Annotated in this window: 13 protein-coding genes and 1 pseudogene; 7 read left to right on the forward strand and 7 right to left on the reverse strand. The window is 67.9% G+C overall.

Translation table 11 applies throughout. The annotated features are described in order from the left end of the window. Positions 1-2 precede the first annotated feature (2 nt). Genes ABJK26_RS03500 through ABJK26_RS03515 form a run of 4 tightly spaced genes read right to left on the reverse strand, consistent with a single transcriptional unit; the run spans position 3 to position 5510 of the window. The gene (locus ABJK26_RS03500; protein WP_347240843.1) at positions 3-992 is read right to left on the reverse strand and encodes a hypothetical protein; all 990 of its coding nucleotides are present in this window, start codon (positions 990-992) and stop codon (positions 3-5) included. Next, the gene (locus ABJK26_RS03505; protein WP_347240845.1) at positions 989-3463 is read right to left on the reverse strand and encodes an LPS-assembly protein LptD; all 2475 of its coding nucleotides are present in this window, start codon (positions 3461-3463) and stop codon (positions 989-991) included. The genes ABJK26_RS03500 and ABJK26_RS03505 overlap by 4 nt, the downstream gene beginning before the upstream one ends. Continuing rightward, positions 3460-4503, reverse strand: coding sequence for an LptF/LptG family permease (locus ABJK26_RS03510; protein WP_347240846.1), 1044 nt, complete (start codon positions 4501-4503; stop codon positions 3460-3462). The genes ABJK26_RS03505 and ABJK26_RS03510 overlap by 4 nt, the downstream gene beginning before the upstream one ends. Beyond that, the gene (locus ABJK26_RS03515) at positions 4500-5510 is read right to left on the reverse strand and encodes an LptF/LptG family permease (protein WP_347240848.1); all 1011 of its coding nucleotides are present in this window, start codon (positions 5508-5510) and stop codon (positions 4500-4502) included. Before ABJK26_RS03515 ends, ABJK26_RS03510 begins: the two co-directional genes overlap by 4 nt. Before the next feature lie 273 nt (positions 5511-5783). Here ABJK26_RS03515 and ABJK26_RS03520 point away from each other — a divergent pair, with 273 nt between their 5' ends. Then, positions 5784-6212 carry a hypothetical protein gene (locus ABJK26_RS03520; protein WP_347240849.1) on the forward strand — a complete coding sequence of 143 codons (429 nt, stop codon included), beginning with the start codon at positions 5784-5786 and terminating at the stop codon, positions 6210-6212. A gap of 112 nt (positions 6213-6324) precedes the next feature. On the opposite strand, the gene gyrB is transcribed toward ABJK26_RS03520, so the two are convergent. Further along, the gene (gene gyrB / locus ABJK26_RS03525; RefSeq protein ID WP_347240850.1) at positions 6325-8229 is read right to left on the reverse strand and encodes a DNA topoisomerase (ATP-hydrolyzing) subunit B; all 1905 of its coding nucleotides are present in this window, start codon (positions 8227-8229) and stop codon (positions 6325-6327) included. Between the two features lie 139 nt (positions 8230-8368). On the opposite strand from gyrB, the gene ABJK26_RS03530 reads away from it, so the two are divergent. Beyond that, a complete protein-coding gene (locus ABJK26_RS03530) occupies positions 8369-8752 on the forward strand; it encodes a hypothetical protein (RefSeq protein WP_347240851.1) in 384 nt (127 codons plus the stop codon). Here the strand turns inward: ABJK26_RS03530 and ABJK26_RS03535 are convergent. Beyond that, positions 8739-10025, reverse strand: coding sequence for a TaqI-like C-terminal specificity domain-containing protein (locus ABJK26_RS03535; RefSeq protein WP_347240852.1), 1287 nt, complete (start codon positions 10023-10025; stop codon positions 8739-8741). The genes ABJK26_RS03530 and ABJK26_RS03535 overlap by 14 nt on opposite strands. After that, positions 10026-11213 carry a glycine C-acetyltransferase gene (locus ABJK26_RS03540; protein WP_347240853.1) on the reverse strand — a complete coding sequence of 396 codons (1188 nt, stop codon included), beginning with the start codon at positions 11211-11213 and terminating at the stop codon, positions 10026-10028. Positions 11214-11277: 64 nt separating this feature from the next. On the opposite strand from ABJK26_RS03540, the pseudogene ABJK26_RS03545 reads away from it, so the two are divergent. From ABJK26_RS03545 to pruA, 5 genes and pseudogenes are all read left to right on the forward strand, one after another. Continuing rightward, positions 11278-11466, forward strand: a pseudogene (locus ABJK26_RS03545) (transcriptional regulator); the annotation flags it as partial. Between the two features lie 343 nt (positions 11467-11809). After that, the gene (locus ABJK26_RS03550; RefSeq protein WP_347240854.1) at positions 11810-12322 is read left to right on the forward strand and encodes a CsgG/HfaB family protein; all 513 of its coding nucleotides are present in this window, start codon (positions 11810-11812) and stop codon (positions 12320-12322) included. A gap of 80 nt (positions 12323-12402) precedes the next feature. Next, a complete protein-coding gene (locus tag ABJK26_RS03555) occupies positions 12403-13062 on the forward strand; it encodes a GntR family transcriptional regulator (protein ID WP_347240855.1) in 660 nt (219 codons plus the stop codon). Then, a complete protein-coding gene (locus tag ABJK26_RS03560; RefSeq protein WP_347240856.1) occupies positions 13059-13982 on the forward strand; it encodes a proline dehydrogenase in 924 nt (307 codons plus the stop codon). Before ABJK26_RS03555 ends, ABJK26_RS03560 begins: the two co-directional genes overlap by 4 nt. A gap of 16 nt (positions 13983-13998) precedes the next feature. Then, positions 13999-15549 carry an L-glutamate gamma-semialdehyde dehydrogenase gene (gene pruA / locus ABJK26_RS03565; protein ID WP_347240857.1) on the forward strand — a complete coding sequence of 517 codons (1551 nt, stop codon included), beginning with the start codon at positions 13999-14001 and terminating at the stop codon, positions 15547-15549. Positions 15550-15623 lie beyond the last annotated feature (74 nt).

Here is a 15623-nt window from a genome sequence, read left to right on the forward strand (position 1 = left end):
CCCTATTCTACGGGGAGGAAGGCCAGGGCCTTAGGGGCGAAGCCCAAGGAGGGGGTGGCCACCCTCTGGGGCGGGGAGGGGACGAGGTCGTAGACGTAGAGGAGGCTTCCCGAGGCCAGGTACAGGTACCCGTCCTGCCCCACCAGGCCGGCGGCGAAGTCGGCGTAGGCCTCGAGGACCGGGGAGGCCTTGGGCTCCAGGGCCTGGAAGCCCCGGCCGTAGACGGCGAGGCCCGCCACCGGGTCCAGGGCCAGGTGGGGGGTGCCGAAGAAGTCCCCCAGGACCTTCTGGCTTCCCAGGGCCTCCCCCTGGAGGGTGTAGAGGCGGGCCTCGGTGGCGGTGGCCCCGAGGCCAAGAAGCCTCCCCTTGGCGGCGTCCGCCCGGAGGTCAAAGGGGGCCTGGTCCAAGGGGGGGCTCAGGGGCTTTTCCAGGGAAGGGGTTCCTTGGGGGTCCTGGGCCGGGCGGAAGCCCAGAACGCCCCGGGTCAGGTAGGCCAGGAGGTCCAGGCTCCCCTGGGGGAGGAGGGCGAGGCGGGAAGCGGGGTCCAGGCCCGTGAGGTCCGCCTCCTCCAGGCTTCCGCTCCCGTCCAGGCTCCAGAGGAAGGCCCGCCCCGCCCCCGGGCAGTGGGCGAGGAGGCGGGCCTGCCCCAGGCGGAGGTACCCCCCCGTGCAGTCCACGCCCCCAGGAAAGGCCTGGACCGAGGGGGTTCCCTTGGGGACCGAGGCCTCCGTGAAGCCCGCGGCGTCGTAGGCCTCCACCCGGTCGGGGAAGAGGAGGTAGAGCTTGCGGGAAGGGGTGCTGTAGGCCAGGTCCTGAAGCCCGGGCGCGCTCCAGGTGTCCACGGGGGCCGCCGCGCCCCCTTGGAGGTCCCGGGCGCGGTAAAAGCGCACCTCATTCTCCCCCCCCGCGGCCAGGAGGGCGGGGAGGGGGGGCTCCTGGCTTCCCGTGCAGGCGGTGAGGAAGAGCAGGAGGAGAAACCCAAGCCGCTTCACGGCAGACCTCCCAAGCGCACGCCTTCCTCGTCCATGAGCACCTCCGCCGCCTGCCCCCCGTAGAGGAAGGCGAGGCGCACCTCGTTCTTGGCCGCGTCCAGGGTGAAGCGCATGGCCCAGCAGCAGCGGTCCAGGGTGAGGAGGAACTTGGGCTTTAAGGGGGTTCCCGGGAGGTTTTGGGTGAGGAGGGCGGAGAGGTGGAGCTTGGTGTTCTCCCGGCCGAGGAAGGTGAGGGTGGGCCCGAAGTTCCGGAGGGCGAGGGCGTAGCCTTCCGGGCTTGTGGGCCTTCGGGTGTAGGTGAGGCTTCCTGAAAAGGAAAGCCCGGGGAGGGCGTTTTCCCCGCTTTCGTCGGGCGGGGTGGGCCCCCAAAGCTCCACGCCGCCGGAGAAGGCGAGGTCCTTGAGGTAGACCCCCCCGTCCTCCACCTCCGGCAGGTGGAGGTTCGCGGCGAGGCGGAAGCCCACCTCGGGCAGGGCCTGGGCGAGGCCGAGGCGGAGGTTAGTTTCCCGGAAGCCCTCCCGGTACCGCCCCGAGAGAAGGAGGTCCCAAAGGGGCCCCGGGGCGCTTCCCGAGCGGAGGCCCGCCTGGTAGGCGAGGGCCTGGGGGTCCAGGGCGGCCTGGAGGGAGAGGCTATGGGGCCCAAAGATGGCCTGCCCCGAGGCCTGGAGGGTGTCCTTCGTCCAGTCCCTTCGGGCCTGCAGGGTGTAGGCCTCCTGCCCCTCCCGGAAGGCCAGGGTGAGGCTCGTGTCCAGCGCCCCCTCCCCGTTCAGGCCGTGGCGGTGGGCGAGGTTGAGGCTTCCCCCGGGGAGGGCGTAGCCGGCCTGGAGGAGGAGGGGGTCAAAGCGGGCCCCCTGGTGGTCGTAGCGGAGGCTCGCCCGCAGGGAGAAGGGGTAGGGGGTGAGGCTTCCCTCGGCCCGGGTTTCCAGGGGGCCTTCCTCCAGGCCCCGCTTGTGGTAGAGGAGGAGGCCATACCCCTGGTCCTGAAGCCTCGCCTCGGCCTCCAGGGGGAGGTACTTCCCGCCCTCCAGGTCCCGCCCCCCCTTGAGGGAGAGGGCGAGGGGCCTTTCCTGGAAGCCGAGGCCCAGGGTGGCCTGGTGGGCCTTCCGCTGGGGCAGGGCGTCAAAGCGGAAGGGGCTTTCCCCCTCCTGGACGCTCCTCAAGTAGCCCGCCTCGAGGCTAACCCCCCCCAGGGCCTGCCGGAGGGCCAGGCGGGTGGTCCAGTCCACCTGGCGCTCGTGCTCCCCGTCCGGGTTTTGGGTGGTGTAGTAGAAGCCCCGGAAGCGGTTCTCCCCCTGGAGGCTCGCCCCGGGCCAGGGGGAGAGGGCCAGGGTTTCCGCGTGGGCCAGGAGAAGCCTTCCCGCCTCGGCGTAGGGCCCGAGGGCCCGGGCGGAGCGGTTTAGGGGGTTGGTCTCCGCCAGGTAGCGCCCCGCCTGGAGGCTTCCCTGGAGGCTGAAGGGGCCTTCCCGGAAGGTGGGGCTTTGGACCTCCAGCTCGGGGAGGCGCTGGAGGGTGCGGGGCGGGGGGGTGGCGGGGTCGTGGTCCAGGAAGCCCTCCAGCCTCAGGGCGTAGCGCCAGTCCTGTGGACTTGGGGCGCCGGGGAGGAGGGCCGAAAGGCGGAAGCGGGTGAGCTTCTCCCGGGTGTCGTCCCGCTCCACGAGGGCCGCCACCGAAAACTCCCCCCGCTTCAGCTCGTACTCGCCCCGGTAGCGGAAGGTGTCCGGGGGCTTGTGGTAGAAGAAGTAGCCCTCCTTGGCCTCGCCCACGCCGAAGTGGTCCAGGCCGAAGCCGTAGCCCCGGCCTTGGTAGTAGCCGAGGAGGGTGTAGCCCAGGCCGAAGGGGCTGGCGTAGGGGAGGGCGGCCTCGAGGTAGAGCCCTCCCTCGTCCTGGCCCACCTCGAGGCGGGGCCGCCTCTCCGAGAGGTAGAGGAGGAGGACGGGGAGGGTGAGGACGGGCTTCTCCTGGACCAGGAGGGTCACCCCCCGCGCCACCACCCGGTCCCCGGGGTAGAGGACGAGCTCCTGGGCGCGGAAGGCGTAGTCGGGGACCTCCTGGCCGCACCCGAAGCAGGGGGTGGCGTAGCCCTCCTTGAGGAGGATGGCCCCCGCCGCCCGCTGGCAGAGGGGGCCGGTGAGGAGGAGGTCCTTGGCCTCTATGCGGATCTCGAGGGCGTCAAAGCCCTCGTCGGCGAGGTCCACCTGGAGCTCCTCGGCCTCAATAAGGCGCCCCTCCCGGTCCCGGTAGCCCACCTTCCCCGAGAGGAGGAGGAGCCTCTTCCCCCTCAGGTAGACCACCCGCTCGGCTTCCAGGGCCTCCCCCTCCCTTTCCAGCCGCACCGGGCTTCCCGTGAGGACCAAGACCTCCTCCCCCCCCTCCTCCCGAAGCTCCAGCCTTTCCGCCTCCAGGACCTTGATCACCTTCTCCTGGGCGAGGGCGGGGAGGAGGAGGAAAAGGAGGAGGGGAAGCCACCTCACCGCCGCCCCCCCAGGAAGAGGAGAAGGCCCAAGGCCCCGTAGAGGAGGTTGGGCCCGAAGGCGGCGAGGAGGGGGTCCAGGGCGTTCTGCTCCCCCATGATCCGCCCCACGCTCCAGGTGGCGTAGTAGAAGAAGGTGAGGACGGCCACCCCCACGAGGCCCAGGCTCCGGCTTCCCCCGAGGAGGTAGAAGGCGAGGCCCGTGGCGAAGAGGGCGAAGACGGGGGCGGCCAGGGGCTCGGCGAAGCGGCGGTAGTAGGTGGTGGCCTCGAGGCCGGCCCGCACCCCCATCTGGCGGAGCCTTCTCACCTCCTCCCGGAGCTCGGCCAGGGTCATCCGGTTCGCCGGGTTCGGCCAGGGGTCAAAGGTGAGGTCCTGGAGGAAAAGCTCCCCCCTTTGAAAGCGGGTCAGGGTGCGGGGCCGGTCCCCCTCGTAGGTGACCCTCAGGCCCTCCTCCACCCGCAAAACCCCCCCCTGGAAGCGGCCCCTCTCCGCCAGGAGCACCTCTTCCCGGGAGAGGACCCTAAGCTTCCCGATCTCCTCCCCCCGCACCTCCCCCACGTAGACCACCCGGCCCTTGGCGTCCTGAAAGGTGGTGCCGGGGGTGAGGAGGGCCCTCGGGCGCTCCAGGACCTCCCGCCTCAGGAGGTCCTGCCCCTGGGCGAGGGCCCGCGGCACCAGGCCCTCCCCGAGGAGGAAGGCGGCGAAGGCGATGGCGGCCCCGAGGAGGAGGAGGGGAAGGAGCAGGCGCTCCCGCCGCACCCCCAGGGCCAGGAGGGCCTTGAGCTCCGCGTCCTCCCCCAGGCGGGAGAGGAGGACGAGGAGGGCGAAGAGGTAGGCCACGGGCGCCCCCCGCGCCAGGGCCTCGGGGGTGCGGAAAAGGAGGTAGCGGAGGAGGGTGTAGGGGTCGGCCCCCTTGGCCACCAGGGGGGCCAGGACCTCGTACACCGCCCCGCCCAGGAAGAGGAGGACGATGACGAGGAGCCCGCCGCCGAAGAGGGGCAGGGCTTCCCGCAAAAGGTAGCGGTCCAGGGTCTTCACCGCAGCCTCCAGGCGAGCGCCCCCGCCAAGGCCCCGTAAAGGAGGTCGGGGAGGTAGGCGAGGAGGGGGCTTACGTCGTAGCGGGCGAGCTGGGCGGCCAAGGTCCAGAGGACGTAGTAGCCGAAGATGAGGAGGACCACCCCCAGAAAGGCCCAGGCGGCCTCCCGCAGGGAAAGGCCCAAGGCGGCGGCCGCCGCCCCCAGGACCAGGCCCCCCAGGGCGTCGGCCAGGCGGCGGTGGAAGGCGAACCGGGCTTCCGGCTCCACCTGGGCCCGGGCCCAGAGCTCCTCGAGGGGGGTGGAGTCGTAGGGGTCCCGGGAGCCCAGGCTCTCCTTGGGGCGGAACCGGGCGGGAAAGGGGAGGACGCCCTCGAAGGCCCGGACCTCCTCCCCCTCCACCACGTAGCCCTTTAGGTGCCACCCCTCCTCGTCCCAAAGGCCCTCCTCGGCGCTGTAGACCCGGCCCTTTTCGTCCACCGCCCGCACCCCCCGGAGCCGGTTTTCCTGGGGCTCGGGGTAGACCTCCTCGGCGAAGTACACGCCGAGGCCCGGGGGGGCGTAGATCTGGCGGCGGAGGATTCCGGAGGCCCCGCCCTCCCCGTAGAGGATGCGGCCCAAGAGCCCATCATAAGCCTCCTGGGACCGGGGCCTCAGCTCCGCCAGGTTGAGGAGGTTGAGGAGGCTTACGGCGAGGGCGAGAAGGACGAGGGGCCTGAGGAGGGCCAAGGGGGGAACCCCCGCGGCGTAGGCCGCCTTGAGCTCCGAGCGGCGGATGAGCCCCGCAAGCCCTACCAGCACGGCGAAGACCAGGCCCAGGGGGAGGGCGAGGCTTAGGGTCCAGGGCAGGCGGTAGAGGACGAGAAGCCCCACCTCCCGGGCCCCCACCCCCCGGCTCAGGAGGACCCCCGAGAGGCTGGAGAGGAGGTCAAAGGTGAGGAGGGCGGCGAAGAGGAAGACCCCCGCCAGGTAGGGAAGGAGGACCTCCCGAAGCAGGTAGCGCCCGAGCACGGGTGAAGTATACGGGGCCTTGGTGAGAAAGGGACGAGCTTCCCCAGGGGCCCACCATGGGGGCTTGGGCGGGGCAAGAGGGTGCGCCCATGCTTTTTGGAATGGAAGCGATGAACCCCGCGCCTCGCCCCGGGAGCCCGCTTTCCCAGGGCGTTTGCTGCATACCACTTTACATACGGGCAACCCGTGATAAAATAAAGAAGTCCGAGCAGAAAGTGGGTGCAACCAAACCAACCCTGGACCCGCCCGTTCCCTTTAGGGTACGCTCTTTCGGTGGTGCACCTCCTGGACCTCTCCGGGGTCTACTTTGAGCCTCTGGAGCCCCACCTCCTCCGGCTTCTTTCCGAGAGGAGCGGCGAGCCCCTCTTTTACCTCTCCCAGGCCTTCTACGGGCTTCTGCCCCGCCTCAAGGAGGAAGGCCCGGGGGTTCTGGAGGCCCTGTTTCCCGGGGCTTCCCGCCTTTACCCCTTGGCCTTTCGGCGGCGGCCCCACGCCTTCCCCGAGCCCTTCTTCCTGGTTTCCGACTGGCCCCCTCCCGAGGGGGTTTCCGCCTTTTTCCATCCGGAAAAGATCCAGGCCCTCGCCCTGGCCCTCGAGGCCCTGGGTCTTCCCCCCGAGGGGGTGCGCTACTGGGACGATAACCCCCTATGGGTGGAGCGGGCCCGCGCCCTCGGGGTGAGGGCCGAGCTCTTCCGGCCCTAGGGGGGCGCCCTTCGGGGCCCCCGCCCTTGGGGAAGGACGGAAGCCCCGCCCAAACCGGAGGCGGGGGGACCCCTTTTCCGGGCCCCCACGCCTTGGGCTGGCATAGGGGGTATTAGACGTCCAGCTCGGCGTAGCGGGCGTGCTCCTCAATAAATTCCCGCCTCGGGGCCACCTCCTGCCCCATGAGCTTCTCAAAGAGCTCGCTGGCCTCGAGGGCGTCCTGGAGCTCCACCCGCTTTAAGACCCGCTTCTCGGGGTTCATGGTGGTCTCCCAAAGCTGTTCCGGGTTCATCTCCCCCAAGCCCTTGAAGCGCTGGACCTCGTAGCTCTTTCCTTCCAGCTCCTTGAGGCGGGCCTGGAGCTCCTCGTCGGAGTAGAGGTACTCCACCTTCTTCCCCACCTGCAGGCGGTAGAGGGGGGGCTGGGCGATGTAGACGTGGCCCCGCTCAATGAGGGGGCGCATGTAGCGGTAGAAGAAGGTGAGGAGAAGGGTGCGGATGTGGCTCCCGTCCACGTCGGCGTCGGTCATGATGATGATCTTGTGGTAGCGGAGGCCCTCGAGGTCAAAGTGGGCCTCCCCCTCCCCCCCGATGCCCACGCCGATGGCCGAGACCATGGCCCGCACCTCGGCGTTCTTCAGGGCCTTGGAAAGCCCCGCCTTCTCCACGTTGAGGATCTTGCCCCTAAGGGGCAGGATGGCCTGGAAGCGGCGGTCCCGGCCCTGCTTGGCGCTTCCCCCCGCCGAGTCCCCCTCAACGATGAAAAGCTCCGCCTCCTCGGGGTTTTCCGTCTGGCAGTCGGCGAGCTTTCCGGGAAGCTCGTCGGACTCCAGGGGGTTTTGCCTGCGGACAAGCTCCCTCGCCTTCCTCGCCGCCTCCCGGGCCTGGGCGGCCCTTAGGGCCTTCTCGTAGATGGTCTTGGCGATGCGGGGGTTCTCCTCCAGGATCTCTAGAAGCCTCTCGTAGACCACCTGGCCCACGGCGGTTCCCGCCTCGGGGTTCAGGAGCTTCCCCTTGGTCTGCCCCTCAAACTGGGGGTTGGGAAGCTTCACCGAGACCACGGCGTAAAGCCCCTCCAGAAGGTCGTCCCCCGTGGGCTGGGGCCCTTTTTCCTTGTTGAGGCCCGCCTTCTTGGCGTACTGGTTCAGGGCGCGGCTGTAGGCGGACTTGAAGGCGGTGAGGTGGGTGCCCCCGTCCCGGGTGGGGATCATGTTGGCGTAGGTGAGGATCTCGGCGTTGTACCCCTGGGTGTGAAGGAAGCCCACCTCCACCTCCACCTCCCCGTGGGTGCCCCGGATGAGGAAGGGCTTCTCGTAGAGGAGATCCTCCCCCTCGGCCAAGGCCTTGGCGAAGGAGGCCACGCCCCCCCGGTCCTGGAAGACCTCCTCCTTGCCGTGCTGGCGGTCCTGGAAGACGAGCTTGAGCCCGGCCACCAGGTAGGCCACCTCCCGGAGGCGGGCCCGGATCTTGCTCGGGTCAAAGCGGAGGTTCCCGAAGATCTCGGGGTCGGGCTTGAAGGTGACCCGGGTTCCGGTCTTCCCCCTGGGGGCCTCGCCCACCACCCGGAGGGCTTCTGTGACCTCGCCCCGGCTGAAGGCGATCCGGTAGTGCTTCCCCCCCCGGAAGACCTCCACCACGGTCCACTCGGAAAGGGCGTTCACCACGCTCGCCCCCACCCCGTGGAGCCCCCCGGAGACCTTGTAGGCGCCCTGCTCAAACTTGCCCCCGGAGTGGAGGGTGGTGTAGATGACCTCCACGGCGGGCTTCCCCTCCTCGGGCATGAGGTCCACGGGGATGCCGCGGCCGTTGTCCTCCACGGCGAGGGAGCCGTCCTCGTTGAGGCGCACCAGGATCTCCGTGGCGTAGCCCGCTAGGGCCTCGTCCACGGCGTTGTCCAGGATCTCCTTGAAGAGGTGGTGGTAGCCCTCCACCCCCGTGCCGCCGATGTACATGGCCGGGCGGTGGCGGACCCCCTCCAGGCCCTTGAGCACCTTAATGGCGGAAGCGTCGTAGCTCACCCCTTCAGTATACCACAACCGGAGTGGGGTTTTTCCCCTTGCGAAGGAGGCTCTCCCCGCCTGGGCCCGGAAAGTTTATCGGACTGGGGCCAGCGTATCGGCGCTTCCCGCCCGGGCGTTCCCCGGGTATCCTGCCCTCATGGTTGGGATCTTCCTGCACGCCTCCTTGGGCCTTTTCCTCCTGGTTGCGGTGCCCGCCTTGGCCCTCGTGGGCCTCTTTGGCTTCTTCCGCCCCCTCCCTTCCCGCTTCTACGCCTTTCTTCGGGGGGTGGCCTGGGCGGCCATCCTCCAGGTCCTCTTGGGCTTTCTCCTCCTCCCCCAGGGCCTCAGGCCCAAGGACGGCCTCCACCTCCTCTACGGCCTCCTCCTCGCCGCCGGGCTCCACTACCTGGGGGGCCTCGAGCCCGGAGGGTGGCTCCACCGCGGCCTGAAAGACCCCCCGAAGCGCCCCGAGCTTTTCGTGGCCTTGGGACTCCTCTTCTCTTTGGGGCTCGTCCTCCGGGCGTACTTCACGGGCCGGTGAGGGCTTCCTGGGCCACCCTTTCCCAGCGGACTGGGCTTGTGTGGAAGCCATATTCCCTCCTCAGGGGAAGCCTTTCTAGCATCCTCAGCGTCAGGTGGGGTACGAAGTCCCGATAAAGGGTCCTAACGTGCGCCTGCATTTCTTCGGAGTTTAACCATTGCGCCAGGAGCAAGGGATCTAGCCTCACACCTTCCTTGGGGAGAAGGTGGAACTCCTCCCGCCAGGGATAGGCCCTTTCGTCCCAAGCGGCCACCACCTTGGTCCCCTTGGTGTGGGCCACCACCAGGTGGGGCGTGGCATAAAAGTCCCTGAGCTCCTTGGCCCTCTCCTTGGGCATCCAAAGGCCCGAGTGATTCTTCTCGTAGTCTATCCAGCCTGGCTTGAGATTCCTTCCCGTGAGGACGGGCACCAGGCCTGGCCCCGGTTCCCTTTGGACGGCGGGGTGCCTTTTGAACTCCGGGCTCCTCGCGGCGAAGCGTATGCGGAAGAGCTTGCCGAGGGGCGTTCCGGAGGCTTCCAGCCTTCGGGTTTCCTCGGTTTCGAAGCGAACCATCTCTCCTCGCCAGTCGGGGTACTCTTCCCAAAGCGCGGGAACGAATTCCCCCCCCTCCCGCTTCGTGTCCCAGAGGGCAAGGCCCTTCCCTCCCTTCTGGAATCGGAGGACCACGGCGCTCACCCTTCTTCCGGGGAAGACCTCGCCCAGGTAGTACACCTCCACCCTTCCCTCCTGGGCCAAAAACGCCCTAAGGAGGGAGAAATCGTCCAAGACGAGCCACGTGGCGGGGACCACGAAGACGAGCATCCCGCCAGGTCTTAGAAGCCGGACGGACTTCTCTATGAAAGCCCCATACAGGTTGTATTTCCCCCTCCAGGTGGAAAAGGCCTTCTTGTAGAGGCCCTTGACCTCTTTGAGGACGTGGATGGGGTACTTGCTGGCCTCTCCTACAATACCGTAGGGCGGGTTCCCCAGGACCAGGTCGAAGGCTTCCCCAGGCGGCTCCCAAAGGAGGAAGTCCGCCACCACCCCTTCCGCCCAAGGGGGAAGGTCCAGGGCGGAGGGGTCGATCTCCACCCCGAAGAAGCGGTAGCCCGTCCCGTGGACCTCACGGAAGGCCCTTAGGAAGGGCCCGTGGGCGCAGGCGGGCTCCAGCACCCTTCCCCCTTTCGGGGCCTCGGCCAGGCCCACCATGAAGCGCACTACCTCGGGGGGCGTTTCCACCCGGCCCAGGCTCCGCCCGGAGGGCGTGGGAGGGAGGGAAGGGGGGAAGAACATTTAGCGGATTATACCGAGCCTCCTGCCCACCTTCTCGTAGGCCTCGAGGGCCCTATTCAGCATCTCCTTCGTGTGGGCGGCGGTGACGATGTTGCGGATCCTCGCCTTGCCCCGGGGCACGGTGGGGAAGCCGATGCCCACGGCGAAGACCCCCTCCTCCAGGAGGAGGCGGCTCGCCTCAAAGGCCAGGGTCGCCTCGCCGAAGAGGACCGGGGTGATGGGGGTCTCGCTCCCCAGGGTGTCGTAGCCCAGGCGGGCGAGCTCCCGCTTGAAGTAGCGGGTGTTCTCCCAGAGCCTTTCCACCCGCTCGGGTTCCTTCTGGATGAGCTCTAAAGCCCCGAGGAGCGCCCCCACCACCGCGGGCGGGTGGCTCGTGGAGAAGAGGAAGGGCCTCGCCTTGTTGACGAGGAGCTCCTTGAGCTCCAAGGCCCCCGCGGCGTACCCCCCGATCCCCGCCCAGGCCTTGGAGAGGGTGGCCACCTGGACCACGTCGGGGTCCTGGTGGAAGCCGAAGTGGTGGACCGTCCCCTTCCCCATCTCCCCCAAGACCCCGCTCCCGTGGGCGTCGTCCACGTAGACCACCGCCCCGTACCGCTTGGCCAGGGGGACGATCCGGTCCAGGGGGGCGATGTCCCCGTCCATGGAGAAGACCCCGTCGGTGACGATGAGCTTGAGGCCGTCGGTGTCGTGGGCCTTGAGGAGCTCCTCCAGGTGGGCCACGTCGGCGTGGCGAAAGACCAGCCGGGTGGCCTTGGTGAGGCGGAGGCCGTCGATGATGCTGGCGTGGTTCAGCTCGTCGGAGAAGACCAGGTCCCCCTCCTGGAGGAGGGCCCCCAGCACCCCCTGGTTGGCGGTGAAGCCCGACTGGAGCACGAGGGCGCTTTCCGTCCCCTTGAAGCGGGCCAGGGCCTCCTCCAGCTCCAGGTGGTAGGGGAAGGTTCCGGCGATGGTGCGCACCGCCCCGCTTCCCGCCCCCCACCGCTCCAGGTACTGGCGGGCCCGCTCCTTGAGGTAGGGGTGGTTGGCGAAGCCGAGGTAGTTGTTGGAGGCGAGGTTCACCACCTCCCGCCCCTCCACCCGGGTGATGGGCTCCTGGGGGGCCTCGAGGACCCTGGGGCGGATATAGAGCCCCTCCCGCTTAAGCCTTTCCAGCTCTGCCTGCACGCGGGTCCGCAGGTCCAAGGCCATGGCCCTATCTAACCCCTCGGGCGCCCGGTTGTCCAGGGGCGCTTGTCCGCCCTCTCACGCTCTTTTGGGACTCCTTAAGGACTTCCCAGGCCGCACTGAGGCCGACTTCTACCTCTGGGTCATGGACCACCGCTACTTCCTGGCGAAGGAGCTCGGGGTGGACCCCGGCCCCGAGGGGGCGGCGAGGAGCTACGAGGTGCGATTTGGACCTTACTGGAAGCGGTGGGGGGGGGATGGTTCAAAGAAATGCTAAAAAAGCCCTAGGCTAGAGAGGAAAAGCCGACATCATCACCCAAAAATCTTTCGTCAGGTTTGAGTGGGCTTGCTCTCCCTTTACTATATCTAATAGACTGTTCACCGACCCCCCCATGGGGGTGGATGAGCAAGGAGGTAAAGGTTTCGTGCGGAGGACCTGGCTTCTTCTGGTTGGAGCGGTAGTTTTGGGCGCTTGCGCACCCCAGGTAACAACCAAGGTGGACTCGGGGCTTTCCCCAGATAACCCCTACCTTGACTACACGGGGCCCCGGGCGAAGGTAGTCGTGGCTTCCTTTCCGTGCAAGGCAGAAAAGTGTGGCCCAGGTGTGGACTCCTCACAAGTGGGTGTGGCTATTCTGGGTAAGCTCTTCGGCGTTGAGGTTTCAACCAGTAAGGGTGACGTGGGCGCTGGCATATCCGATATGCTTATTACCGCCCTTATTAACTCCAATCATTTCATTGTTTACGAACGATCTGTGTTAGAGCAGCTGCAGAAGGAGAGCCAAATTGGTAACCAGGCCCAGCAGCTGCAAGGGGCGGAGATTTTGATAACTGGGACCATCACGGCCTTCGAAACAGATGCTGGGGGTACACGTGGCGGAGGCTTGATGGGAGGCCTCTTGGGAGTTTTGGGAGGAGGGCAGAAGAAAGCGTACGTAGCTGTGGATTTCGTAGCTGTGGATTTCCGTGCGGTTGATGTGAGGACGGGCGCCGTTGTGGCCGCTTTCCGGGTGGAGGGTAAGGCCCTGGCTGTAATGGTGAGCAAGGCCGTTGAGGAACTAATTCGTCGTATTCCGCCCTCTTACTTCAAATACGGCCCGGACGGGCAACCGTTGCCTCAGCCTGCTAAATAGCCTCAATAAAGGCCAGGGGTGGCCCTAGGAGCCGCCCTTGGCTTGACTTTTGGGTACGCTTGGTACATCCTGTATACAGGATGCAGACCCTGGGCTTCCGCCGCCCCAACCAGGTGCGCGAGGCGGTCTACCGCCACCTCAAGGACCTCCTCCTCTCGGGGCGCTTTTCCCCGGGGGAGAGGCTCTCCGAGCCCCTTTTGGCCCAGGACCTGGGGGTCTCCCGCACCCCCGTGCGGGAGGCCCTGATGCGCCTCGCCGAGGAAGGCCTGGTGGAGCTCGTCCCGGGGAAGGGGGCGAGGGTCAAGGCCTTCACCCCGGAGGAGGTGGAGGAGGTCTACGGGGTGCGGGCGCTTTTGGAGGGGGAGGCGGCCCGGGAGGCGGCCCTTAGGGCCACGCCCTGGGAGCTTGAGGAGCTTTCAGGGCTTCTTCGGGCCATTGACGAGGCCCCCCGGGAGGACTACCCCGAGCAGATGCGCCGGGACCTGGAGTTCCACCGCGCCCTGGTGCGGCTATCCGGGAACCGGACGCTTTACCGCCTCTACGAGGACCTCCTCGCCACCCTGGCCCTGGCCCGGAGCGCCCTCCCCACCCTCTCCCAGGACGAGGCCACGAGGCGGGAGCACCGGGCCATCCTCGAGGCCCTCTCCCGCAAGGACCCGGAAGGGGCGAGGCGGGCGGTGGAGGCCCACGTCTTCCGCTTCCGCGACCTGGTGGTGGGGCGGCTGAAAGGAGGGGTATGAACCTAGACCTGGCCTATCGGTCCTTTGTCCTGGAGGTGGCGGGCAACCCTCAGGTGGAGCGCCTTGTTCGCACCCGGGCGAAGGGCCTGGTGCGGCGCTACGTGGCGGGGGAGACCCTGGAGGAGGCCCTGAAAGCGGCGGAGGCCCTGGAGCGGGAGGGCGTCCACGCCATCCTGGACCTTTTGGGCGAGATGGTGCGCACCGAGGAGGAGGCCCGGGCCTTCCAGCGGGGGCTTCTTGAGCTCGTCTGGGCCTTGGGGGAGAAGCCCTGGCCCAAGTACGTCTCCTTGAAGCTCACCCAGCTCGGCCTGGACCTCTCCGAGGACCTCGCCCTCTCCTTGCTCCGGGAGATCCTCAAGGAGGCGGAGGCCCGGGGGGTCTTCGTGCGGCTGGACATGGAGGACTCCCCCCGGGTGGAGGCCACCTTGCGCGTCTACAAGGCCCTGAGGGAGGAGGGCTTTTCCGGGGTGGGGATCGTTTTGCAAAGCTACCTCTACCGCACGGAGAAGGACCTTTTGGACCTCCTCCCCTACCGGCCCAACCTCCGCCTGGTGAAGGGGGCCTACCGGGAGCCCAAGGAGGTGGCCTTCCAGGACAAGCGCCTCATTGACGCCGAGTACCTGCACCTGGTAAAGCTCGCCCTTAGGGAGGGGCTTTACGTGGCCTTCGCCACCCACGACCCCAGGCTCATCGCCGAGGTGAAGCGCTACACGGAGGCCATGGGCATTCCCAGGGAGGGCTTTGAGTTCCAGCTCCTCTACGGGGTGCGCTCCGAGGAGCAGAGGAGGCTCGCCCGGGAGGGGTACACGGTGCGGGCCTACGTGCCCTACGGCCGGGACTGGTACCCCTACCTCACCCGGAGGATCGCGGAAAGGCCGGAGAACCTCTTCCTGGTCCTGAGGAGCCTGGTCTCCGGCTAGAGGAGGTGAAGTGAGGATGACGGTGGAACCTTTCCGGAACCAACCCATTGAGACCTTCCAGACGGAGGAGGCCCGGCGCGCCATGCGCGAGGCCCTGAGGCGGGTTCGCGGCGAGTTTGGCCGCCACTACCCCCTCTACCTCGGGGGGGAGTGGGTGGACACGAAGGAGCGCATCGCCTCCCTCAACCCCTCGGCGCCGAGGGAGGTGGTGGGGACGGTGGCCAAGGCGGGAAAGGCGGAGGCGGAGGCCGCCCTCGAGGCCGCCTGGAAGGCTTTCAAGACCTGGAAGGACTGGCCCCAGGAGGACCGAAGCCGCCTCCTCCTCAAGGCGGCGGCCCTCATGAAGAGGAGGCGGCGGGAGCTCGAGGCCACCTTGGTCTACGAGATCGGCAAGAACTGGGTGGAGGCCAGCGCCGAGGTGGCCGAGGCCATTGACTTCCTGGAGTACTACGCCCGCCAGGCCCTGAAGTACAAGTACCCCTCGGTGGAGGTGGTGCCCTACCCCGGCGAGGACAACGAGAGCTTTTATATCCCGTTGGGGGCCGGGGTGGTCATCGCCCCCTGGAACTTTCCCATCGCCATCTTCACCGGGATGATCGCCGGGCCGGTGGTGGTGGGAAACACCGTGGTGGCCAAGCCCGCCGAGGACACGGTGGTCATCGCCGCCAAGGTCTTTGAGATCTTCCACGAGGCGGGCTTCCCCCCGGGGGTGGTGAACCTCCTCCCCGGGGAGGGGAAGGAGGTGGGGGCCTACCTGGTGGAGCACCCCAGGACCCGCTTCATCAACTTCACGGGGAGCCTCGAGGTGGGCCTCTGGATCCTCCAGGCGGCTTCCCGGCTGGCCCCAGAACAGAGGTGGATCAAGCGGGTCTTCCTGGAGCTCGGCGGCAAGGACGCCATCCTCGTGGACGAGACCGCCGACCTGGAGGCCGCCACCGAGGGCATCCTCGTCTCCGCCTACGGCTTTCAGGGGCAGAAGTGCTCGGCGGCGAGCCGCCTCATCCTCACGGAGAAGGCCTACGAGCCCGTCCTGGAGCGGGTCCTCAGACGGGCGGAGAGGCTCGTGGTGGGCCCTGCGGAGGAGAACCCCGACCTGGGCCCCGTGGCCTCCAAGGCCCAGGAGGAGAAGGTCCTCGCCTACATTGAGATCGGCAAGGGGGAAGGGCAGCTCGTCCTCGGGGGGAAGCGCCTCGAGGGGGAGGGGTACTTCATCGCCCCCACGGTCTTCACCGAGGTGCCCCCCAAGGCCAGGATCGCCCAGGAGGAGATCTTCGGCCCGGTGCTCTCCGTGATCCGGGTGAAGGATTTCGCCGAGGCCCTGGAGGTGGCCAACGACACCCCCTACGGCCTCACGGGCGGGGTCTACTCCAGGAAGCGGGAGCACCTGGAATGGGCCCGGCGGGAGTTCCACGTGGGCAACCTCTACTTTAACCGCAAGATCACCGGGGCCCTGGTGGGGGTCCAGCCCTTCGGCGGCTTTAACCTCTCGGGCACGGACACCAAGGCGGGCGGTCCCGACTACCTCCTCCACTTCCTGCAGATGAAGACCGTGGCCGAGCGCTTCTAGGGCCGCCCCGGAAAACCCCTAGACCCCGCGAACCTTTTGGGCTATCCTGGGAGCATGACCCTGACCCTCCTTCG

The sequence above is a fragment of the Thermus sp. genome (assembly GCF_039793865.1).
In the GTDB taxonomy this organism is placed as follows: Bacteria; Deinococcota; Deinococci; order Deinococcales; family Thermaceae; genus Thermus.

Excerpts from the sequence above, each read along its gene's own strand:
- ABJK26_RS03560 (WP_347240856.1), top strand. The coding sequence starts at position 13,059 with ATGAACCTAGACCTGGCCTATCGGTCCTTTGTCCTGGAGGTGGCGGGC.
- ABJK26_RS03535 (WP_347240852.1), bottom strand. The coding sequence starts at position 10,025 with ATGTTCTTCCCCCCTTCCCTCCCTCCCACGCCCTCCGGGCGGAGCCTG.
- ABJK26_RS03530 (WP_347240851.1), top strand. The coding sequence starts at position 8,369 with ATGGTTGGGATCTTCCTGCACGCCTCCTTGGGCCTTTTCCTCCTGGTT.
- ABJK26_RS03540 (WP_347240853.1), bottom strand. The coding sequence starts at position 11,213 with ATGGCCTTGGACCTGCGGACCCGCGTGCAGGCAGAGCTGGAAAGGCTT.
- ABJK26_RS03555 (WP_347240855.1), top strand. The coding sequence starts at position 12,403 with ATGCAGACCCTGGGCTTCCGCCGCCCCAACCAGGTGCGCGAGGCGGTC.
- pruA (WP_347240857.1), top strand. The coding sequence starts at position 13,999 with ATGACGGTGGAACCTTTCCGGAACCAACCCATTGAGACCTTCCAGACG.